The sequence below is a fragment of the Desulfatitalea tepidiphila genome (assembly GCF_001293685.1).
Lineage (GTDB): Bacteria > Desulfobacterota > Desulfobacteria > Desulfobacterales > Desulfosarcinaceae > Desulfatitalea > Desulfatitalea tepidiphila.
Genome location: NZ_BCAG01000001.1, coordinates 22,208 through 44,819, shown reverse-complemented (window position 1 = coordinate 44,819; position 22,612 = coordinate 22,208). Strand labels below are relative to the sequence as shown.

Sequence of the window (22,612 nt, the reverse complement as noted above, 5' to 3'; positions counted from 1 at the left end):
CCACCCGAACGCGACAAACGTGCTGACGCGATCACCTCACTCTTGGCCTGCCGGCGGAAAGGCGAGCTTGAAGGTAGTGCCGAGGTTCTCTTCGCTGAACACCTCTATTTTTCCGCCATAATCCTCCACGATGCCGTATGAGATGGAAAGTCCCAAGCCCATGCCCTCGCCCATCTCCTTGGTGGTGAAAAACGCTTCGTAGATTCGCTGTTGATCGGATTCCGGGATGCCGACCCCGCTGTCCGTGACGGTCACGATCGCCCAATGGGCATCCCGACAGGTTCGGATGGCAATGCGGCGCTCGGCAGCGGGCGCCAACTCGGTCTTCTGGTTGATGGCGTCGCGGGCATTGGTCAACAGGTTGAAGACCACCTGCTCGATCCGGTTGGATTGGGCCAGGATCACCGGTGATGGATCGGCCAGATCCAGTTCGATGGCGATGTTTTGCAGCGCCAGTTGGCGTCCCAGAATCTTGAGCACGCTGTTCACCGGCTGGTTCAGTGCGACCCGTTCACGGGAAAAATCGGATTTCCTCCCAAAATCGCGCAGGCGGGTAATGATGTCCTCCGCCCGGTCCACCTGGCTACTGATCTCCGCAGTGACCACCTCCAGGTCCTGCTCGTGGACCTGGCGCCCGGTTTGAATGACCATCTGCAAATACTCACTGCCCATCTTGATGGCATTCAACGGTTGGTTGATCTCATGGGCGATACCGGCCGACATTTCCCCCAGGGTTTTAAGTTTGCTGAACTGGATCAGCAAGTTGTCCTTCTCCACCATGGCCGTGATGTCCGTGGTGGCCACGATAAGGGCCTGCTGCTCGGCGTAGCGCACCGGGCAGGCCTGAACATGGACGAAGATCGGAATCGATCCTTTCTTGAGAAAACGCTCCTTGGCGCTCACGACAATGGTTTCCGACGTTCCTGGCTTCTGATCGGCCGGTGTGCCGCTGTCCTTGAAGGTAAAAGGTCCCAGCATGGTGAAGGGTTGGCCGATCAGTTCATCCCGGCGATAGCCGTATAGATCCAGTGCCGCAGGGTTGGCATCCATGATCACCGAAGTGTTCTGATGGATGACGAAAATCGGGTTGGGCCCGCCGGCAAACAACGAACGGTATTTTTGCTCCGACTCTTTGAGCTGCAACTGGGATTGAACGATGCGCTGGGTCATGTTTCGAAAGGATTGGGCCAGTTGGTAGACTTCATCGTTTCCCGGACTGAGGCGCTCCATGCGCCGCCCCAAATCCATGTTCAGTTCGAGGCTGCCGCGGCTCAGGGCATCCGAAATATCGGTCAGTCTGGATATGGGCAGGGTGATATAACGCGCCAGACGCAGGCTCACGAGGAAGCAAAATATCACGACCACCGAAATGAACCCCAGGAAGGTGGTCCGCAGCTTTGAGATCAACTGGTCGATGTGATTTTTATACAACCCCACATGGACGCTGCCGATCTGATAGATGCCCTCCTTGACCGGAACAGCGATGTCGTAGATGTCGCTGCCGCCCAGGTGAAGCAGCGTGATGCGTTGGGATTCCTCGTCGCCGAGGCGGTTGGCGGTTTTGAGTTCCGGCTGAAAAGGCGACATGAAGGTGTGGGCCAACACGTTGTCCTGCTTGTCCGACACGAACACGTAGGCAACCAGCAGGCGCCGTTCGCCTAAGCGGGCATCGATGATCAGGCTGGTCAACTGGGGAATATCCTTGGTGAGGATGTAGCTGCGGGCACTTTCGGCGATGCTGCTGGCGATGCCAAGACCCCGTTGCTGCAGCTCCGAAGTCAGGCTCGAAATAAGAATCCAGCGGGTGAACAAGGCGATGAAGACGCTGATCAACAAGATGACCAGGGTCGTCGAGATAAAGATTTTATTTTTGAGGCTGCTGTCGCGCAGGCGGGCGATCAATCTTTCAACCATACGAACCGCCCGTTCTCGAAAACGGTGAAGTAAACCCGCTCCAGCCCCTGGTGGTCGGTTGGACTGAAAGAGAGCGTGTTGGCGATGCCCAGATCGATGTCCTGGATCGATTCAATGGCATCGATAAATCGCTCCCGGTCCACCTGGGGGCCCGCCCGCCGCAGCCCTTCCACCAGGACCTTGGCGTTGACATACCCTTCGAAGCTGACGAAGTTGGGCGGGTCCGTCGGAAAGTACGTCTTCAACCGCTGGACATACTCAGCGGCCCCCCACAGGGATTCTCCATTGTCCATGGGTTCGGGCGGCGGCACCACCTGGGTGATGATGACGCCTTGGGCGTCATTTCCCAGGCGACGGATCAATTCATTGGCCCCTACGAAAGAGACGTTGTAGAAGGTGGGTTTGAATCCCCTGGATACGGCCAGCTGGATAAAACGGGCACACGGCTCGTAGGTGCCGATCATGACCACGGCTTCGGCCTCGGCCGCCATGATCTTTTCGAGGCCGTCTTCCACGTTCAGGGTGCCGCGCAGATAGGTGCCGGTGGCCACCGGCACCAGATGGTAGGCTTTCAGGGCGAGTTCCGCCCCGCGCAGCCCATCGAAACCATAGGCGTCATATTGATAAAAGACCGCGATCCGCTTGAAACCTTGCTTTTCCACCAGGTATTCCACGGCCGCACCCGTTTCCTGGTAATAGGAGGCGCGTACATTGATCAAATAACGATGGACCGGATCCCGCAAGGCCTGGGCGCCGGTGAACATGCCCACCAGCGGAATGCGCGCCTCCTGGACCAGTGGAATGACTTTGACCGTGGTCGGCGTGCCCACATAACAAAAAAGGGCGAACACCTTGTCTTCGATGACAAGACGCTGGGTATTGAGGACGCAGCGGGGCGGATCGTAGCTGTCATCGTAGTGGATAACCCGGATCCGGCGACCGTATACGCCGCCCGAATCGTTGATATGGTGCAGGTAGGCCAAGGCGCCATGAAGGGTTTGAACACCGAGATAGCTGGCATGGCCTTCCAGTGCCAGCGATGCACCGACGAGAATCTCATCGGACCGGATGCCGACTCGGCCCGTATCGGTGTGATCGGCGGCCCGCTCGGCAGAGCAGCCCGCCAGGCCCCAGAGCCAGAGCAAAACCAACAGGAATGTCACAGCCGGGATAGCCGGCAACGTGCGCAGCCTAGCTGACGCGCTGGGCATCGATCACCTGCCTGATCTTCTTGAGACCGGCCATGACCTGGGTGAGTTGTTCCGTATCGGCCACTTCGAGGGTAAAAAAACTGTTGACCGCCTTGTTCTCCAGGGTCTGGGTGTTGGCGCTGAGGATGTTGGCGCCGGCCTTACTGATGCAGGCGGCCACATCGGCCAGAAGCCCCACACGATCCATGGCGCGGATTTTAATTTTCACGGGGAACGGCTCACGGGTGGCGGTATCCCACTCCACCTCGATGAGCCGTTCGGGGTTGGCCTTGATGACATTGACGCATCCGGCGCGATGCACGGTCACGCCGAATCCGCGGGTGATGAAACCGACGATGGGATCGCCCGGGACCGGCTGGCAGCACTTGCCGAAGCGCACCAGCATGTCATCCACGCCCTTGACGATCACCCCGCTGCCGATCTTTTTTTTGCGCACCTTGTCCATGAGCCGGTTGAGCAGGGTGTGGTGTTCGTCGCTCTCCTCGCTCTTGGGCATCAGCTTGCGCACCAGCTGCAACGGCGTGATTTTCCCGTATCCCACGGCGATGATGAGGTCGTCGAGGTTCTTAAAACCAAAATCCTCCACCACCTTGTCCATCTCCGGCGACTTGCTGAGCACCGCGAAATTCATGCGCACCTTGCGGAAGGCTTTTTCGCACATTTCCCGTCCCAGGGTGAGGCTGCGCTCTTTTTCCTGGGTCTTGATCCATTGACGGATCTTGGAGCGCGCCTTGACGGTCTTGACGAAGCTGAGCCAATCCTTGCTCGGCTGATGGCCTTTCTGGGTGATGACGGCGACGCTTTCACCGGTCTGGAGCTGATATTTCAACGGCACCATGCGTCCGTTGACCTTGGCCCCCACACACTGATCGCCCACCTCCGAATGAATCGCATAGGCAAAATCCACGGGCGTGGCACCCTTAGGCAGGGACTTGATCTGGCCTTTGGGTGTGAACACATACACATCGTCGGGGAAGAGATCGATGCGCACATTTTCGAGGAACTCGTCCGGATCTTTGATATTGGCCTGGTTTTCGACGATGTTCTGGACCCAGGCAAAGGCTTCGGCGGTCTTGGGGTCCGCGGTCTTGCCCTCTTTGTAACTCCAGTGCGCGGCAATGCCCGCCTTGGCCACCTGGTCCATGTCGCGCGTGCGGATCTGAATTTCCATGCGCTCGCCATAAGGACCGATCACGGTGGTATGCAGGGATTGGTACATATTGGGCTTGGGCATGCCGATATAGTCTTTGAACTTCTTGGCGATCGGTTTCCACAAGGCGTGCACCAGCCCCAACGCTTCATAGCACTGGGGGATGGTGTCCAGAATGATGCGAAAGGCGATGATGTCGTAAATCTCTTCGAACTCGAGGTTCTGCTGAATCATTTTCTGGTAGATGCTGTAGGTATTCTTGTACCTTCCCAGTACCTCGCCATGCAGGCTGTTCTCGTCCATCTTCCTGCGGATGAACGACTTCACGGTTTCGACGTATTTATCCCGCTCCTCCTTGCCCTTGGCCACCAGGCTCTCTATGCGTTCAAACTCTTCGGGATGGATGTACTTGAAGGCGATGTTCTCCAATTCGTTCTTGATCCAGAAGATACCCAGTCGTGAAGCGATGGGAGCATAGATGTCCAGGGTTTCCTGGGCGATTTTGCGCTGTTTGACCTTGCTGGAGTGATACTGCAAAGTTCGCATGTTGTGCATGCGGTCGGCCAGCTTGATGAGAATGACACGGATGTCGTCGGCCATGGCCAAGAGCATCTTGCGGATACTCTCGGCCTCGCGCGCCTGGGCGCTGGAAAAGGGCAGGGTGCTCAGTTTGGTGACCCCGGAGACGATGTGGCGCACCTCGCGGCCGAACATCTGCTCGATCTCTTCGGCCGTGGCATGGGTGTCCTCGATGACATCGTGGAGCAGACCGGCGGCCACGCTGACCACATCGAGTCTCAGCTCGGCCAGAATACCGGCCACCTCCAACGGATGGGAGAGGTAAGGCTCTCCCGACAGCCGCACCTGGCCATCGTGCACCTTGGCCGAAAAAACGTAGGCACGGTCGATCAGATCCAAATCCGCATCGGGATTGTAGTCGTAAATCTTATCGATGATGTCGCTGATTCGGATCATGAAAAAGTGAAAAGTCTTAAGATTAAAGTGTTAAGTTTTAAGTGAAGGTATTCTGTCCTTTTGATGCATCGCGAGTCCAATGCGCTCCTCAGCACCAGGGAAGTAGTATTCCTAATCGTGCCTGGTGTTGAAAATCAATAGGCTTTGGCAAAGACCACCCGCTGGCCGCTGGCCTTGCCGCAGCAGATGCAACGGCCCATCTCCTTTTCCCCGTCCAACGGGAGGCATCGGATCGTCACGGTCAGGTCCTCTTTGATCTTGTTTTCACAGGCCGCGTCGCCACACCAGTGGGCCAGGGCGAAGCCGCCGTGAATCTCGGGCTTTTCCGAATTTTCAGGCGTAAAATAATCCCGAAACGCGGCGAAGTCATCTATCGTCCGGGTGTTTTCCTCACGGAAGCGGCGGGCTCGCTCGAAGAGCGTCACCTGGATCTCGTCGAGCAGGGAGTCCACCTGCCCGATGAACGAGTCGCGCGGCATGGCCGTCTTCTCTTTGTGCGCCTTGTCGCGCCGCCCCACGAAGACCGCGTTGTTGGCAATATCCCGCGGGCCGATCTCCACCCGCAGGGGAACCCCTTTCTTGATCCAATCCCATCCCCTGGCACCGCCGATGTCGCGCCGGTCGACCTCCACGCGCAACGGGCGGCCGTTGTACTGGACGGTTCGCAGTTGAGCGGCCAGCTGGTCGGTGTACGCGTCCACCATCGGCCGGTCATCCTCCTTGTGAACGATGGGCAGGAGCACGACCTGGGCGGGGGCGACCCTGGGCGGCAGGATGAGTCCGTCGTCGTCGCTGTGGGTCATGATCAATCCGCCGATCAGGCGCGTGGAGGCGCCCCACGAAGTGGTCCAGGCAAACACCTCCTGCTCGTCGGCGCTCTGGAAGCGGATATTGGAGGCCATGGCGAAATTCTGACCCAGGAAATGGGAGGTACCGGCCTGCAGCGCCTTGCGGTCTTGCATCATGGCCTCGATACACTGCGTGTCCACGGCGCCGGGAAACCGTTCGGCCGCCGATTTGCTGCCCTTGATCACCGGCATGGCCAGGAACTTTTCCGCCATGCGGGCATAGACGTCCAGCATCATGGCGGTGCGTTCCCGGGCCTCTTCGGCCGTGGCGTGAGCCGTATGCCCTTCCTGCCATAGAAACTCGCTGGTGCGTAAAAAGATGCGGGTCCGCATCTCCCAGCGCACCACGTTGGCCCATTGATTGATGAGCAGCGGCAGATCCCGATAACTGCTGATCCACTTGGAGAAGGCGTCTCCGATGATGGTTTCCGAAGTGGGACGAACCACGAGGGGTTCGGTCAGCTCACCGCCCGGCACCAGACCGCCCTGGGGGCCCTTTTCAAGGCGGTGGTGGGTAACCACGGCGCACTCCTTGGCGAAACCCTCTACGTGCTCGGCCTCTTTTTCCAAAAAACTCAGCGGAATAAAAAGAGGGAAATAGGCGTTCTGAACCCCGGTGGCCTTGAACATGTCGTCCAGCTCGCGCTGGATGTTTTCCCACAGCGCGTAGCCCCAGGGCTTGATCACCATGCAGCCGCGCACCGGAGAGCGCTCGGCCATATCGGATGCGCGCACCACCTGTTGATACCATTCCGGATAGTCTTCGGCGCGGGTCGGGCTGATGGCGCTTTTTGGTTTTTGGGTCATACGATGGCAGTTCCTTTCTTCAAGTGCTCAGCTTCCCATTTATCCACCTCATCCAACAGGACCTCGACCAGTCGCTCCTGGGGCACCTTTCGGACCACCTTGCCCTTCTGGAACAGGATGCCCTGGCCCTTGCCGCCGGCCACGCCGATGTCGGCCTCCTTGGCTTCGCCCGGCCCGTTGACGACACACCCCATGATCGCGATCTTGATGGGCACAGTGCGCGTCAGCAGCGCCTGATCGACCTGCTCGACCAACGACATCAGGTCGATGCCGCAGCGGCCGCAGGTGGGGCAGGAGATGATTTCGGGTCCGCGCTGACGGATGCCCAGGGCTTTCAGGATTTCAAAACCGACCCGGACCTCTTCCACCGGGTCCCGGGTAAGCGATACCCGCAGGGTGTCGCCGATCCCCTCGGCCAGCAGCATGCCGATGCCCAGGGCCGATTTGACCACCCCGGAATAGAGCGATCCCGCTTCGGTGACCCCCACATGCAAGGGGTATTCGGTACGTTGGGCCAGCAGACGGTAGGCCTCCAGGGTGCGGGGCACGTCCGACGCCTTGATGGAAATTTTGATCTGGTCGAAGCCGGTGCGCTCCAGCAGGGCCACGTGGCGCATGGCACTCTCCACCATGGCCTGAGCCGTGGCGCCATTATAGGTTTTAAGCAGATCCTTTTCAAGCGAGCCGGCATTCACCCCGATGCGGATCGGCAGCCCCAGGTCACGGGCGCAATCCACCACGGCCTGTACCTTGCGCTGCCCGCCGATGTTGCCCGGATTGATGCGCAACCCGTCGGCGCCCCGCCGGGCGGCTTCCAAGGCCAGGCGGTAATCGAAGTGGATATCGGCGATCAGTGGAATATGGATCCGGGCTTTGATGTCGGCAATGGCCTCGGCGGCCTGCTGGTCCGGCACGGCCACACGCACGATCTCGCATCCGGCGGACTCGAGCCTCCGGATCTGTGCGACCGTGGCGGCGGCATCCTGGGTGGGCGTGTTGGTCATGGATTGCACGGTGATGGGCGCATCGCCGCCCACCGGCACTTTTCCCACGTGAATCTGTCGGCTCTTGCGTCGTATCATGGGTGCCGTCCCGACCGAATCGGCCGCGCCGCTATCGGATCCCGCAAAAAGGATTGTATCGTTTTTCCCTGCCGATGGTGGTCGCCTCCATGTGGCCGGCGTAGACCGCCACGTCCTCGGGCAGGGTGAACAGTTTGGTATGAATGCTGCGGATCAGGGTGTCGAAATCGCCGCCCGGAAAATCGGTGCGGCCGATGGATCCGGCGAAAAGCGTGTCACCGACGAAAACGGCGTTGTCGGTATAGAGCGAGATGCCCCCGGGGGTGTGGCCGGGGGTGTGGAGCACCTTGAAAACAATGTGGCCGACGGTCACCGTATCGCCGTCTTCGAGCAGCCGGTCCGGTTCGGGCGAATCCTCGGACCGCATGCCCCACATGGCCGCCGCACCGGAGAGTTGAGCGAGCATGGGCGCATCCTGGGGATGGATCATCAGCTCCGCACCGGTGGCCTTTTTGAGGGCCTTGTTGGCGCTGACGTGATCGAAGTGTCCGTGGGTGTTGATGATCGCCTTGAGGGTCAACCGGTCTCTGGCCAATGCCAGAAGGATCTGATCCACATCACCGCCCGGGTCGATGACGGCCGCATGGCGCGTCTCCTCGCAGCCGAGGATATAGCAGTTGGCCTGAAGCGGCCCGACCGGCATGGCGCGAATGATCATGATGATATTTCCTTTCTCGGTGGGGAACCGTTGCGTCGCCTGGACCATTAAAGGTCGTTGATCGCCTGGGATGCGGTCCCGTCGCCGGCCGGGGGCGTCTCGACCGTGGCCAGCTGCCCCTTTTCGATGGCAATGCGGATGCTGTCCAGGATACCGTTGATGAACGAGCCGGATTCCGGAGAACCGAATTTTTTCCCGATATCGATCGCTTCGTTGATGGTCACTTTGGCTGGAATATCGGCGCAGTAGATCAACTCGAACACGGCCATGCGCAAAATATTACGATCCACACAGGCCATGCGCCGCATCTTCCAATTACTGGAATAGGTCTCGATCACGGCGTCGATATCGGCCTTGTATTGCAGCACGCCGTTGACCAGGAGTTCGAAAAAGCTTTGAAAACGCTTGCCTGGTGGAAAACAGCGGCAGTAATCGGTCAGCATCTCCGCACTGAACGCACAACTCATGTCCATGCTGAACAGCGCCTGCATGGCTAATTCTCTGGCTTGTCGACGGGTCCCCATATCAGATCTTTTCCACCGCCCCCATCAGGTTGGCCATCTCGACGGCTGCCAGAGCCGCATCCCAGCCCTTGTTACCGGCCTTGCTGCCGGCGCGCTCAATGGCCTGTTCGAGCGTGTCGGTGGTCACCACACCAAAGATGATCGGCATGCCTGTCTCCATGCTGGCAGCGGCAACGCCCTTAGACACCTCTGCGCTTACATAGTCGAAATGGGGAGTGGCCCCGCGAATGACGGCACCCAGGCAGATGACGGCATCATGCTGCTTGCGGGCCGCCAGCTTCTTGGCCAGCAGGGGTATCTCAAAGGCGCCGGGCACCTTGACGATATCGATGTCTTCCGCTTTGGTGCCACTGCGGGTCAGGGCGTCAACAGCACCACCGACCAGCTTGTCGGTGATAAAATCGTTGAACCGGCTCACCACGATGGCGAACTTTTTCCCTTCGGCCACAAGATTGGCTTCGATGATATTGGGCATCGTTAAACCTCCGATTGAGTGACTGCTCAAAATGTTGTCAGTAAAACCAGGCGGCCGCGCGTGGCGACCGCCCGCCATGTCCGATGGCTCTCCGCAAAAACAGGATTACTGCTCGATCAAATGCAACAGGTGCCCCATCTTCAGCTTCTTGCACTCCAGGTAGCAGCGATTGTGTTCGTTGGGCGCCACCTCGATGGGAACCAGCTCCTCTATGCTCAGGCCGTAGCCGTCCAACCCGACCATTTTCTTGGGATTGTTGGTCAACAGACGCATTTTGCGGACGCCCAGGTTGCGCAACATCTGGGCGCCGATGCCATAATCGCGCAGGTCATCCTTGAATCCCAGCTTGAGATTGGCCTCCACGGTGTCGAGGCCCAGCTTCTGTTGCAGCTCGTAAGCTTTGAGCTTGTTGACCAGTCCGATGCCCCGTCCCTCCTGGCGCAGGTAGATAATCACCCCGGTGCCCTCTTTTTCGATCATGCCCATGGCCCTGTGCAGTTGATCACCGCAGTCGCAGCGCAGAGAACCGAAGATATCCCCGGTCATACACTCGGAATGGACGCGCACCAGCACGGGCTTGTCCGGGCTGATCTCGCCTTTGATCAGGGCGATGTGGGTCAGATGGTCCACGTCGTTTTCAAAAGCGACGATGCGGAAATCTCCGCCGAAAACCGTGGGAATGGCGGTTTCGGCCGCGCGATGCACGAAAAACTCGTTGCGCATGCGGTATTCCACCAGGTCCGCGATGGTCACGATGCCGATGTCATGTTTTTCACTGAACTTTTCCAAGGTCGGCATGCGCGCCATGGTGCCGTCTTCGTCCATGATTTCGCAAATCACGCCGGCCGGTTTCAATCCGGCCAGCCGCGCCAGGTCCACCGATCCTTCGGTCTGGCCGACGCGCACCATCACGCCGCCGTCCCTGGCCCGCAAGGGAAAGATGTGGCCGGGCCGAACCAGATCCCGGGAGGTCGCGTTATCGGCCACCGCCGTCAAGATGGTGGTGGCCCGGTCCGCGGCGGAGATCCCGGTGGTCACACCGCGCTTGGCCTCTATGGAGACGGTGAATCCGGTCTCGAAGGGAGAGGTGTTGTTCTTGACCATCATGGGCAAGTCCAACTTGTCGCACTTTTCACTGGTGAGCGACAGGCAGATCAGCCCGCGGCCGTATTTGGCCATGAAATTAATCGCCTCGGGGGTGACCTTCTCGGCGGCCATGGTAAGATCGCCTTCGTTCTCCCGATCTTCGTCATCCACGAGGATGACCATCTTCCCGGCGGCAATCTCTTCGATTGCCTGTTCGACTGTGATGCGTGACATGGTTCTAAACTCTCCTGTTTCGATTTCGTGCCAATGCACGATGGCTTTTCCAGCGGGCGCTGCTACCGATCCAGAAACCCGGATTTGGCCAAAAGGTCCATACTGACACCAGGGCCGGCGGTCGGGGTTCCGGTTCCCTCCTGGAGGCGTAACACGAATCGCTCCACGTATTTTCCGATGATATCGGTCTCAATATTGAAAAGGTATCCCACACCCTTGCGGCCGATGGTGGTGACGGCGGCGGTATGCGGAATGATGCTCACCTGGAAACCGGCCGTATCGCATTGATTGATCGTCAGGCTGATACCGTCCACGGCCACGGATCCTTTTTGAATCATATAGCGGGTCAGCGCCTGGGGGGCGCTGAAGTCCAGGATCCAGGCGTTGGCATTGATGTCGCGCCGCTCCAGCCGGGCCATACCGTCGATGTGGCCCGACACCAGATGGCCGTCCAGTCGATCGGACAACCGCAGGGCGCGTTCCAGGTTGACCCGTTCGCCAATTTTCAAGGCCCCGAAAGTTGTCTTGGACAGGGTCTCGGGTGACACGTCACAGGTGAACCGACGCCCGGAAAGGGTCACTGCCGTGAGGCAGGCGCCGTTGACGGCAATGCTGTCGCCGATGCGCGTCCCCTGCAGGTCGAAATCTGCCTCAACGGTCAGCACCCGGCCGGTACCGGAGGCGCGCATCGCCGCCAGGGTGCCCATTCCTTCTATAATACCTGTGAACATAAACTATCCACGCTTCGGCCTTGATGCACTCCAAATTGATAAAACTGAAAAAAGTCGCAGAGGCGTCATGCCGGCGAACGCCGGCATCCAGAACCTATTGGAAATACCGGATCCCGGCTTCCGCCGGGTTGACGGGAGAGCGAATTCCGTACGTGTTACGGTGCCGTCAACACTAATCTAAAACAATAAGATCAAAATCCTTCTATACAATCGATCACCGCGCTCGCCACACTGTTCTTTTAAGCCGATCGTCCTGTCCTCCCCCTGGTCTTCATTCGCCCATGTCATGCCGGTATCCCTGCACCAGGATATCCGCCCCCACCCGTTCCACGGTGACGTTCTCGAGGGCCAAGGCCTCTTTCATCCACTGGGGGCCGGGACCGGCGCACATGGGCACACCCTCGCCGGCCAACAGCTTCGGGGCATAAAACAGCGCGAGCTTGTCCACGATGTCCGATCGCAAGGCGCTGCCCGCCACTGTTGCACCGCCTTCGATGAGCACGCTGGCGATGTTCATCCGTCCCAACTGTGCCATCAGTGCCACCATATCGACGAGCACCCCATTCAGGGGGACCTCCAGAATCCGGGCCCCGGCATCGGTCAGCATCCGGTGCCGCTGCCGGTCGGGTTCCGGACCGCACACCAGATAGGTGGGCGCCTCTGAACGCTGCCGAAGCATTTGCGCGTCGGGCGGCATGGCCAGGTGCGTGTCAAGGACCAGGCGGATGGGATCGACGCCCGCTTCGTCCTGTAGACGCGCGGTCAGTTGGGGATCATCCGCCTTGACCGTGCCGATCCCCACCAGGATGGCATCCATGCGATGTCTCATCCGGTGCACCATGGACCGGGCCTCCGGGCCGGTGACCCAGCGGGCATCGCCATTGCTTGTGGCAATGCGGCCATCCAGGGTCGCGGCGATTTTGAGCACCACGAAAGGCCGCCGGGTCCTGACGAATTTGACGAAACTCTCGTTGAGCCGGCGCGCTTCCGCTTCCCGGATGCCACAGACCACCTCGAGGCCGTGATCGCGCAAAAAGGAATTGCCGCCGCCGCGCACATCGGGGTTGGGATCGGCCATTGCGACCACGACCCGCCGGATGCCGGACCGGAGAATTTTCTCCGTGCACGGCGGCGTGCGGCCATGATGGTTGCAGGGCTCCAGGGTCACATAGAGGGTGGCGCCCACCGCCTGTTCGGCGGCATCGTCGAGGGCATGGACCTCGGCATGGGGGCCGCCCACGGCCTGGTGATAACCTTTCCCGACGATCCGTCCGTTTCGGACCACCACGGCACCCACCATGGGATTCGGGGATACCCGCCCCGCCCCCCTGGCCGCCAGTTCAAGGGCGATGGCCATGTATTCGTTGTCGTTCATGCCGCCGTCAGCGTCCGATGATCCGTCTTTTCCATCAACGCTCGCTCAAGAGCGTCTTCAGCTCCGCCACGAAATCATTCACATCCTTGAATTCCCGGTAGACCGAGGCAAAACGTACGTAGGCGATATCGTTCAAGGTGTGGAGCCGCCCCATGATCTTTTCGCCGATCACCCGCGAAGGAATCTCCTTTTCACCGGTTTCACGCAGGTCACGCTCCAGATCATCGATGAAATCCTCGATAACGTTCATGCTGATATCCAGCTTCTGGCACGCCTTCTGAAGCCCGACACGCACCTTGTCCCGATTGAACACCTCGCGCCGCCCATCCTTTTTAACGATCATGATGGGGATCTCTTCGATGTGCTCGTAAGTGGTAAACCGCCGGGCGCAGTCGGTACACTCCCGACGGCGCCGAATCACCGTGCCGTCTTTGCTTACCCGCGAATCGATCACCTTGTTGTCCATCTCCCCGCAAAACGGACACTTCATGGCCCCACCTCCGTGTGACTGCTTGGCAATTGAACGAGTTCCACTCCCGCTTCGGCCAACATCTCCTCGGACATGACATCGGCATAACCGGACTGGTAGACAATCCGAACAATCCCTGCGTTGATGATCATCTTGGCACAAATGGAACAGGGCAGATTGGTGCAGAAAAGATCGGCACCCTTGATGGAAACGCCGTGGTAGGCGGCCTGGATGATGGCATTCTGTTCGGCATGGATACCGCGGCACAATTCGTGCCGCTCACCCGAAGGCACCTTCAATTTCTCCCGCAGGCAGCCCACTTCGAAACAATGGCGGACCTGGCTCGGCGCACCGTTGTACCCGGTGGACAGCACCCGCCGGTCCTTGACGATAATGGCCCCCACTGCGCGCCGCAAACAGGTGGAGCGCTTGGCCACCAGGCAGGCGATATCCATAAAATATTGGTCCCACGAGGGCCTCTCTTCCGGATGCCGCATGGCTAATGCCTTCACTTTAAACTTCTCACTTTACACTTTAAACTTCCGGCGAAGCCGGTCTAAGCATACAATGGAAACGCATTGCACAGCTCGGCCACCTCAATGCGCGTCCGCTCGATCACCCGCTGATTGTCCGGGTCCTTGAGGACCTCGATCATCAATCCCGCGATCTGGTGCATCTCCTGGACCCCCATACCCCGGCTGGTCAGGTAGGGCGTCCCGATGCGCACGCCGCTGGTGACCACAGGTCCGCGCCGGTCGAAGGGCACGGCATTTTTATTGACCGTGATGCCGGCGCGGCCCAGGGCGATTTCGGCCGCCTTGCCGGTAATATCCCATGTGGTCAGGTCGGCCAGCATGAGATGGTTGTCCGTCCCGCCGGAAACCAGCGGCAATCCTGCCGACTGGAGGCTCTCGGCCAGGGCCTGGGCGTTGGCCAGAACGCGCTCCTGGTACGTTTTGAATTGGGGGAGCAATGCCTCCTTGAAGGATACGGCCTTGGCGGCGATCACATGCATCAACGGCCCGCCTTGAATCCCAGGGAATACCTCGCTGCGCAATTTGGCTTCGAATTCCGCCTTGGCCAGAATCAGTCCACCGCGTGGTCCGCGCAAGGTCTTGTGGGTAGTCGAGGTGACCACATCCGCATAAGGCACCGGCGAAGGATGAAGGCCCGTGGCCACCAACCCGGCAATGTGGGCCATGTCCACCATCAATCGTGCACCCACCGATGCGGCGATCTGGGCGAACGCGTCAAAATCGATGATACGCGGATAGGCGCTGGCCCCGGCTACGATCAGCTTGGGTCGATGTTCATTGGCCAATCGCCGCACCATATCGTAGTCGATCCGGCCGGTCCGGCCATCGACGCCGTAATGGACGAAATGGTAGAGCTGCCCGGAAAAACTCACCTTGGCACCATGGGTCAGATGCCCGCCATGGGCCAAATCCATACCCAAGACCGTATCCCCGGGCTGAAGCAGGGCGAAATAGGCCGCCATATTGGCCTGGGAACCGGAATGGGGCTGAACGTTGACATAATCGGCGCCGAACAGTTGAATGGCCCGCTCGATGGCCAGGCGCTCGGCCACATCCACGAATTCGCACCCGCCATAGTAGCGTTTATCCGGGTAGCCCTCGGCATACTTATTGGTCAATAAACTGCCTTGGGCCGCCATGACGGCTCGGCTGGCGATATTTTCAGAGGCAATCAACTCGAGGTGACTACTCTGCCGCTCCAGTTCCTGATCAATGACCTGGTCAATTTCCGGGTCCACCGCCGCAATATACGTGTTGCTCAATGTTGCTCCTCATATTTTTGTGAGTCGATGATGTCGAATTGATCCAGGCGCCGCTGGTGGCGTCCGCCTTCGAAGGGGGTTTCCAGCCAGGCGTTGAGAATGTCGATGGCCAGCACATCACCGATCACGCGTCCACCCATCACCAGGATGTTGGCGTCGTTGTGCCGGCGGCTCATCAGGGCCGAAAACAGATCATTGCAGAGGGCGGCCCGCACATGGGGATATCGATTGGCCACCATGGACATTCCCAAACCGGTGCCGCACATTAAAATGCCGCGTCCATAGCGGCCTTCGGAAACCTGGGCCGCGACCTGCATGCCGATCTGTGGATAGTCCACGGACGCCTCACTGAAAGCCCCCACGTCTTCGACCTCATGGCCGGTTTCGATCAAATAGCGCTTCAGGGTCTCCTTGAGTCCGTAAGCGGCATGGTCACATCCGATCAACAGCTTCATCGCCAGCCCCCTTAAAGTCTTCCTATCGATTCAATGGTGATGAGATCATCACCCCAAATAACCAATGTTCCCCCCGAGAATGCCTGTTCCGGCATGACATCCCTTCGAAGGTTCAGGTGTAACACGACTTCATATCCTTATCCATACCGGACCGCAAGCAAAAAACCCCGTCGCCGGGGATCCTGACTGAATGCGATTCATTCAACCCGGCATGGGCGGAACAGGTGGCCGATGCCACATATTGAACGGTGCGATGCGCTGGGGGGATCGTCGGATGAAGGGAAGGGCAGTCATCGAGGTCCGCGGTGGCATCCCCTTGCGGACCTCGATGACCTCCTCGATGATCTCATGGATCAGGCAGTGAATTTTTTAAGAATCAGGGAGGCGTTGGTCCCGCCAAAACCAAAGGAATTGGTCATGGCGTTGGCCACATCGGCTTTACGGGCGACATGGGGTACATAGTCCAGATCACACTCCTCGCCCGGGTTGTCCAAATTGATGGTCGGCGGAATGATACCTTGCTCAATCACCAGTGCGGTGAATACGGTCTCGATACCGCCCGCCCCGCCCAACAGGTGTCCGGTCATGGATTTGGTCGAACTGATCGGTACTTTGTAGGCCGCGTCACCAAAAGCCAATTTGATGGCGCGTGTTTCATAAAGATCGTTGAGGGGAGTCGATGTGCCGTGGGCATTGATGTAATCGATATCGGCCGGTTTCAGCCCCGCGTCCTCCAGGGCCGCCAGCATGCACCGGGCCGCGCCCTCTCCATCCGGCGGCGGCGACGTCATGTGGTACCCGTCGCCGCTCATGCCGAAGCCCGTGATCTCGGCGTAGATCTTGGCCCCCCTCGCCTGGGCATGCTCCAGCGCCTCCAGAATCAGGATGCCTGAACCTTCGCCGACCACGAATCCGTCCCGATCCCGGTCGAATGGACGCGACGCCTTTTGGGGGTCGCTATTGCGGGTGGAGATCGCCTTCATGGCACCGAACCCTGCGATACAGGTGCGGGTAATGACCGATTCCACGCCGCCGGTGATCATGGCGTCGGCCTTGCCGTACTTGATGATTTCGAAGGCCTCTCCGATGGCATGGCCGCCTGCGGCACAGGCGGTGGCGATGGAGGAGTTGGGCCCCTTGGCGCCGAATTGGATGGAGATCATGCCCGGGGCCATGTTGCCGATCAGCAGGGGGATAAAAAAAGGGCTCACCCGCTTGGGCCCCGCGTTTTCCACGGTACGGGCCGTTATCTCGAGCATGTTCAGACCGCCCAGGCCACACCCGGTGATGACACCGACCCGATGCCCGTTACTGCTATCGATCTTCAAACCCGAATCCTCGATGGCCATACGCGTCGCCGCAACGGCATAGGCGATGAAGGTCTCCATGCGCTTGGCATCTTTTTTGGGCATGAAGTCTTCGGCATTGAATCCTTTGACTTCCGCGGCGATTTTGGTTGCGTAGTCCGTCGTGTCAAAACGGGTGATTTCACCCACACCGGATTTACCGGCAATCAGCGCGGACCAGGTCTCCTCGACGCCGATTCCCAGCGGCGTGACCAAACCGATTCCGGTTACCACTACCCGTCTTTCCAAAAGTACCTCCTTATACGCGCCGATGCCGATTCTAACAGACAAAAGGAACTGCCCGAACATGCGGACAGCTCCATATGTGCGGCTGGACGACCGGAGCATCGTTTCAATCGTGCCGACATCCCGTGGCGCAACGTCAACGCGTCCCGAATCGGTTGGCCCAGCGTCAGCCGACCCTGTGGCGCCGCCTGTGCTATATCCCTTGTCTTCAGTGGGAAGTGATATAGTCGATGGCGTCCTTTACGGTCACCAGTTTTTCTGCGTCCTCGTCCGAAATGTCGATATCGAACTCTTCTTCCATGGACATGATCAGCTCCACCAGGTCCAGGGAGTCGGCGCCCAGGTCATCCACAAATGAAGCTTCGGGGACCACCTCATCCAGATCGACACTCAATTTTTCGGCAATGATTTTTTTGACTTTGTCTTCGACTGACATTTGAGCTCTCCTTTCACGTTGGGTCAGCACCTCGCCCCCAGATCACCAGAACCACTCAGCAGTGCGGGCCGGGCCATGATATCTTTCTAATTGATCCATAACATCTTGATATTTTTGACTTCTACATGAACATGCCGCCACTGACATGCAACACCTGTCCAGTCAGATAGGCGGCCTCGTCCGATGCCAGGAACGCCACGGCATTGGCCACATCCTCGGGTTGTCCGGCTCGCCCGAGAGGGATCGTGGCCAGCATGGCTTCCTTGACCTTTTCCGGCAAAACAGCTGTCATCTCGGTATCGATAAACCCGGGGGCAACGGCATTCACGGTAATCCCCCGGGCCGCATATTCCTTGGCCGTCGTCTTGGTCAGGCCGATAAGGCCCGCCTTGGCGGCCACATAGTTGGCCTGACCGACATTGCCGATCACCCCTACCACGGATGCCATGTTGATGATGCGGCCATAGCGCTGCTTGGCCATGGCACGGGCGGCGATCTGGGTGCAAAGAAAAGGGCCCTTGAGGTTGATGTTCAACACCGCGTCCCAATCGGCCTCTTTCATCCGGGCCATCAGGTTATCCCGGGTGATGCCGGCGTTGTTGACCAGCACATCGATGCGGCCGGTGTCGGACACGATCTGGTCGAAAAAAGCCGCCACCTCTTCCTGGACTGCCACGTTGGCCCAGATGCCTACGGCCTCGCTTCCGGCTTCCCGCACAATGGCGATGGTTTCGGCTGCAGCCGCCTCTTCCCGTTCACGGTCGGCCGGAGAAAAATAGTTGAAGAAAATTTTGGTCCCCGGTGCGGCCAGCTTGATGCAGATGGACCGGCCGATACCCCGGGAGCCGCCTGTAACCACGACAACGCGCTGGGTGTCTGAAGTCATCTCTACCTCTCGAAAATAAAATCCGCGATGCGGTCCATGTCCTTGGTCCAGTTGGTGCGACCGGCCAGCATTTCCGTGTAGGCGATGTCGGCCAGGTGCTGCTGGGCCGCGGCCGCATCCAACTCTCCGCTCATGGCGATGCGCAGCGCCTTTTCCCCCACGACCTGGGTCACCTCACCGGCGAAAACCCGCGCCATGGCCTTGAACTTTTCCGCTTCGGGATCGTTGGCCTGCGCCAGGCGGCACGCCTTGCGGGCCAGGCTGACACCGACCTCCACGTGGATCATCATGTCGGCCAGGTCGAACATCAGTGCCTGCTGACGGGTCAGTCGGTTGTTGTGGGCCAGATCGATGGTCTTGTTCAGCGCGTCGGCCGCCAGGGCGTAAAACCGGCAGCCGGCATCGGCGACCTTGGCATCCAAAGCAGTCATCTCCTCAGCCATGTCGCCATAGAAGGCCCCTTTGGATTTGCGGCTGGTTTTCCAGCGAAACGTGCTGATGATGCTTTGCTGGATCTCGCTGGTGCCTTCGTAGATACAGGTGATCTTCACGTCGCGTTTGATCTTCTCGACACCGAATTCACAGATGTAGCCATAGCCGCCCAGGGCCTGCATGCAGTCGTTGGCCGCTCGGTCGGCCGCCTCGGTGGCAAAGATCTTGCCGATGGCCCCTTCGACCTGCAGGTCATCTTCGCTGCCGTCGAGCATATGGGCCACGTCGTCGATGTAAGCCTCGGCGGCCGCCATGCGAACGGCGTTGGGAACGATGAGTTTGTGGGTATAGCCCTGCTTTTCCGACAGGGTCGTACCGAATTGGATGCGCTCCTTGGCGTAGGGGATGGCGATCTCCAGGGCCGCCTTGCCGGCGCCCAACCCCATGGAGGCGACCATCAACCGGGTATAGCCGAACACCTGGTTGGCTTGCTTGAGTCCTTTGCCCGGCTCGCCGCCGATCAGATTTTCGATGGGCACGAACACATCGTCGAAGGTCAACGGCGAGGTGTTCGAGGCTCGGATCCCATGTTTCTCCTCGCCCTTGTGCTGTTTGAAACCCTCCATCCCTTTTTCGACGATGAAAAAGGATGGGCCCTGGGGCGTGCTGGCCAGCACGGTCACGATATCCGCATAGCCGCCGGTGGAAATGAACTGTTTGGAACCGGTGATCCGGTAGCCCTTGATCTGGCCGTCCTCTCCGGTGACCGGTTCCGCCTTGGTCTTCAGTGCCGCCAGGTTGCTGCCGGCGCCGGGTTCGGTCACCGCATAGGCCACCAGGGAACCGCCCTCGGCGATTCGGCCCAGCCACTTTTCCTTTTGTGCTTCGGTGGCACCCACCAGGATGGGATCGGTACCCAACTGGATCGCAAAAAAACCGGTGGCCACGCCCAGACAGATCTTGGCCGTCTCTTCGGTCACCTTGCAACAGTCGCGCGCCCCGCCGCCCATGCCGCCGTATTCCTCGGGAATAAAAAGGAGTTGCAGGCCGATCTCAGGCCCCAACATCTCACGGATCTCCGCTTCTGGAAACACCTCTTCCTTATCCCACTTGCGAATATTTTCCTTGCTCAGCAGCTTTTTCCCAAGCTGGCGGACCGTATCCACCACCATCTGACGTGACTCGAGATCCAATCCGCGGTATGCGTTGTCGCTCATTGGTACGCGTCCTTTTTTTAACTGGGATTAATCTTTTTCGGTTTCGGTGGCGGTGCGGCCTTTATAAGAACCGCAGCTGGGGCAGGCATGATGGGGCAGCATCGCCTCACCACACTCGGGGCAGGTTACGGTGGTCGGTGCGTCGATTTTCTGGTGCGTGCGTCTTTTGTCCCGTCTTGACTTGGATATCTTTCGTTTTGGTAGCGCCATGAGTAATCTCCCAACTATTTGAAATAATTATACTTATAAGTATATTTGCCATCCCTTCGAACACAGAGGCCTCTAGTAATTAAAATCAACGGGCTTGTCAAGGCGTTTTTGACCTGAAACGTACACGCCGTGCTTGTGCGGTCCCAAGGGATATGTTATGGATGGCCGTTTTAAAAGCCACACGTAATGGGCAACATACAATCGGTTTGATATATTTACAATATTGCGACCGAATCACCAAATGAATTTCAAGACCCGATCAAAAAAGCCGGATGCTCGACAATTTTGCCGGCCAACGCAAAGTGTGAAGTACCATAGAACTATCCAATCGATAGATGAACAGATTGACTAGTTTAACTATGCTAACAAAAATACCCGCAAGTAAAAATCAAGGATAATGCCCCATGTCAACCGTCAGAACCCGATTCGCCCCCAGCCCAACCGGTTACCTCCACGTCGGCGGCGCCCGCACGGCCCTGTTCAACTGGCTCTATGCGCGCCATACCGGCGGCACCTTTATCTTGAGGATCGAGGATACCGACCAGGCCCGATCCACCGAGCAATCGGTTCAGGCCATATTCGACGCCTTGAAGTGGCTCGACATCGACTGGGACGAAGGCCCTTTCTATCAAAGCGACCGCTTGAATCTTTACAACGACTATATCGATCGGCTCGTGGCCCAGGGCCATGCGTACTATTGCACCTGCACCCCCGACGAAATCGAAGCCATGCGTGAACGCGCCCGTGCCACCGGGGCTAAACCCCGCTATGACGGCACCTGCCGCGAAAAAGGGCTGCCGCTGTCCGAGGGGGCGGTGGTGCGCTTCAAATCCCCTGTGATGGGCACCACGGTCATCGAAGACGTGGTCAAAGGCCACATCGTCTTTGCCAACGACGAACTCGACGACTTCGTGCTGCGCCGCAGCGACGGCATGCCGACCTACAACTTCGCCGCCGTGGTGGACGATGTGAGCATGGAAATCACCACCATCATTCGGGGCGACGACCATATCATGAACACCCCCAAGCAAATCCTGCTCTACCAGGCACTCGGCCGGCCCTTGCCCGTGTTCGCCCACGTTCCCATGGTCCTGGGCAACGACCGAACACGCATGTCCAAGCGTCATGGCGCCACATCGGTGACCGCCTATCGCGACATGGGCCTGCTGCCCGAAGCGTTCATCAATTTTCTGGCCCGGTTGGGATGGTCCTACGGCGACCAGGAGTTTTTTACACGCCAGGAACTGATCGAGAAGTTCAGCCTCGACCGGGTGGGCAAATCGGCCGGCATTTTCGACGCGGTCAAACTCAACGCCCTCAACGCCGACCACATCCAGGCTGCCCGACCCGCGGATCTGGTCCGCCACCTCAAGCCGTTTCTCGAGAGCGAAAGTTGGGACACCCAAGACGAGGCCTATATTAAAGGTGTCATCGCGACCTTGCAGACCCGCAGCAAGACCCTCAAAGAGATGGCCATGCAGGCCCGGTTTTATTTCGAAACGGATGTCGCTTATGACGAACAGGCCGCCAAAAAATTTCTAAAGCCCAATGTCCTCGAACCGCTGAAGCATCTCAAAGAGCAATTGGCCGCACTGACGACCTTCGACGAGAAAGCCATCGAGCAGGTGTTCGTACAATTGATGGAAACATTCCAGATCAAACTGGGCAAAATCGCCCAGCCGGTGCGCGTGGCCCTCACCGGCACCAGCGTCAGCCCGGGTATCTTCGAAATCATCACGGTGCTCGGCCAGGCACGGGTGGTGGCCCGACTGGAAAAGGCCCTCGGCTACATCGCCCGGCACTAATTTGCCCTTGACTCAAGGGCGTCGTTTCATTATGTAACGGGCCACACACGCTGGGGGATCGTCTAGCGGTAGGACTACGGACTCTGACTCCGTCTGCCGAGGTTCGAATCCTCGTCCCCCAGCCAATTTAAAATCAAGGGGTTACAGCTTTTTTGCTGTAGCCCTTTTTTGTCGGGTGAGCGTCTGTGTGAGAATCTGTGTGAGAAAAATCCTCAAAACGATCCTCCAAAACAGTCATCGCC

At 58.7% G+C, this 22,612-nt stretch carries 21 protein-coding genes and 1 tRNA gene; 2 read left to right on the top strand and 20 right to left on the bottom strand.

The genetic code is table 11. From position 1 onward, the window contains the following. Positions 1 to 36: 36 nt before the first annotated feature. The 20 genes from DFT_RS00210 to rpmF all read right to left on the bottom strand — a co-directional run bounded on the left by DFT_RS00210 (position 37) and on the right by rpmF (position 20,565). Entirely contained in the window at positions 37 to 1,914 is a 1,878-nt protein-coding gene (locus tag DFT_RS00210) for an ATP-binding protein (RefSeq protein WP_054029240.1), read from the bottom strand. Then, positions 1,899 to 3,125 (bottom strand): ABC transporter substrate-binding protein, encoded by a 1,227-nt coding sequence (locus DFT_RS00205; protein WP_054030029.1) that lies wholly within the window; start codon positions 3,123 to 3,125, stop codon positions 1,899 to 1,901. Before DFT_RS00205 ends, DFT_RS00210 begins: the two co-directional genes overlap by 16 nt. Beyond that, a complete protein-coding gene (locus DFT_RS00200; protein ID WP_054029239.1) occupies positions 3,106 to 5,250 on the bottom strand; it encodes a RelA/SpoT family protein in 2,145 nt (714 codons plus the stop codon). The genes DFT_RS00205 and DFT_RS00200 overlap by 20 nt, the downstream gene beginning before the upstream one ends. 134 nt (positions 5,251 to 5,384) lie before the next feature. Continuing rightward, complete coding sequence (gene proS, locus DFT_RS00195; protein ID WP_054029238.1) at positions 5,385 to 6,905, bottom strand: proline--tRNA ligase; 1,521 nt, start codon at positions 6,903 to 6,905, stop codon at positions 5,385 to 5,387. Further along, on the bottom strand, positions 6,902 to 7,987 hold the full coding sequence (ispG, locus tag DFT_RS00190) for a flavodoxin-dependent (E)-4-hydroxy-3-methylbut-2-enyl-diphosphate synthase (protein WP_054029237.1): 1,086 nt from the start codon (positions 7,985 to 7,987) through the stop codon (positions 6,902 to 6,904). The genes proS and ispG overlap by 4 nt, the downstream gene beginning before the upstream one ends. Before the next feature lie 31 nt (positions 7,988 to 8,018). Further along, complete coding sequence (locus DFT_RS00185; RefSeq protein WP_054030028.1) at positions 8,019 to 8,645, bottom strand: MBL fold metallo-hydrolase; 627 nt, start codon at positions 8,643 to 8,645, stop codon at positions 8,019 to 8,021. A 47-nt stretch (positions 8,646 to 8,692) separates the two neighbouring features. Beyond that, on the bottom strand, positions 8,693 to 9,169 hold the full coding sequence (gene nusB / locus DFT_RS00180) for a transcription antitermination factor NusB (protein ID WP_076750314.1): 477 nt from the start codon (positions 9,167 to 9,169) through the stop codon (positions 8,693 to 8,695). A gap of 1 nt (position 9,170) precedes the next feature. Then, the gene (gene ribH / locus DFT_RS00175) at positions 9,171 to 9,644 is read right to left on the bottom strand and encodes a 6,7-dimethyl-8-ribityllumazine synthase (protein ID WP_054029236.1); all 474 of its coding nucleotides are present in this window, start codon (positions 9,642 to 9,644) and stop codon (positions 9,171 to 9,173) included. Between the two features lie 105 nt (positions 9,645 to 9,749). Then, entirely contained in the window at positions 9,750 to 10,964 is a 1,215-nt protein-coding gene (locus tag DFT_RS00170) for a bifunctional 3,4-dihydroxy-2-butanone-4-phosphate synthase/GTP cyclohydrolase II (protein WP_054029235.1), read from the bottom strand. Between the two features lie 62 nt (positions 10,965 to 11,026). Continuing rightward, a complete protein-coding gene (locus tag DFT_RS00165) occupies positions 11,027 to 11,695 on the bottom strand; it encodes a riboflavin synthase (protein ID WP_054029234.1) in 669 nt (222 codons plus the stop codon). A 271-nt stretch (positions 11,696 to 11,966) separates the two neighbouring features. Further along, complete coding sequence (gene ribD / locus DFT_RS00160) at positions 11,967 to 13,070, bottom strand: bifunctional diaminohydroxyphosphoribosylaminopyrimidine deaminase/5-amino-6-(5-phosphoribosylamino)uracil reductase RibD (RefSeq protein ID WP_054029233.1); 1,104 nt, start codon at positions 13,068 to 13,070, stop codon at positions 11,967 to 11,969. A gap of 34 nt (positions 13,071 to 13,104) precedes the next feature. Continuing rightward, positions 13,105 to 13,560, bottom strand: coding sequence for a transcriptional regulator NrdR (gene nrdR, locus DFT_RS00155; protein ID WP_054029232.1), 456 nt, complete (start codon positions 13,558 to 13,560; stop codon positions 13,105 to 13,107). Then, a complete protein-coding gene (locus DFT_RS00150; protein ID WP_054029231.1) occupies positions 13,557 to 14,036 on the bottom strand; it encodes a deoxycytidylate deaminase in 480 nt (159 codons plus the stop codon). Before DFT_RS00150 ends, nrdR begins: the two co-directional genes overlap by 4 nt. Positions 14,037 to 14,095: 59 nt before the next feature. Then, the gene (gene glyA, locus DFT_RS00145) at positions 14,096 to 15,337 is read right to left on the bottom strand and encodes a serine hydroxymethyltransferase (RefSeq protein WP_054029230.1); all 1,242 of its coding nucleotides are present in this window, start codon (positions 15,335 to 15,337) and stop codon (positions 14,096 to 14,098) included. Next, entirely contained in the window at positions 15,334 to 15,792 is a 459-nt protein-coding gene (rpiB, locus tag DFT_RS00140) for a ribose 5-phosphate isomerase B (protein ID WP_054029229.1), read from the bottom strand. Before rpiB ends, glyA begins: the two co-directional genes overlap by 4 nt. Before the next feature lie 353 nt (positions 15,793 to 16,145). Next, entirely contained in the window at positions 16,146 to 17,387 is a 1,242-nt protein-coding gene (fabF, locus tag DFT_RS00135; protein WP_054030027.1) for a beta-ketoacyl-ACP synthase II, read from the bottom strand. 205 nt (positions 17,388 to 17,592) lie between these two features. Then, entirely contained in the window at positions 17,593 to 17,820 is a 228-nt protein-coding gene (gene acpP, locus DFT_RS00130) for an acyl carrier protein (RefSeq protein ID WP_054029228.1), read from the bottom strand. A gap of 121 nt (positions 17,821 to 17,941) precedes the next feature. Continuing rightward, on the bottom strand, positions 17,942 to 18,706 hold the full coding sequence (gene fabG, locus DFT_RS00125) for a 3-oxoacyl-[acyl-carrier-protein] reductase (protein WP_054029227.1): 765 nt from the start codon (positions 18,704 to 18,706) through the stop codon (positions 17,942 to 17,944). Positions 18,707 to 18,708: 2 nt separating this feature from the next. Further along, positions 18,709 to 20,355, bottom strand: a complete 1,647-nt coding sequence (locus DFT_RS00120) for an acyl-CoA dehydrogenase family protein (RefSeq protein WP_054029226.1) — start codon at positions 20,353 to 20,355, stop codon at positions 18,709 to 18,711. A gap of 27 nt (positions 20,356 to 20,382) precedes the next feature. Then, on the bottom strand, positions 20,383 to 20,565 hold the full coding sequence (gene rpmF / locus DFT_RS24710; protein ID WP_076750313.1) for a 50S ribosomal protein L32: 183 nt from the start codon (positions 20,563 to 20,565) through the stop codon (positions 20,383 to 20,385). 404 nt (positions 20,566 to 20,969) lie between these two features. Here rpmF and gltX point away from each other — a divergent pair, with 404 nt between their 5' ends. Continuing rightward, positions 20,970 to 22,370 carry a glutamate--tRNA ligase gene (gene gltX, locus DFT_RS00115; RefSeq protein ID WP_054029225.1) on the top strand — a complete coding sequence of 467 codons (1,401 nt, stop codon included), beginning with the start codon at positions 20,970 to 20,972 and terminating at the stop codon, positions 22,368 to 22,370. A 51-nt stretch (positions 22,371 to 22,421) separates the two neighbouring features. Then, a tRNA-Gln gene (locus DFT_RS00110) sits at positions 22,422 to 22,495 on the top strand. Positions 22,496 to 22,612 lie beyond the last annotated feature (117 nt).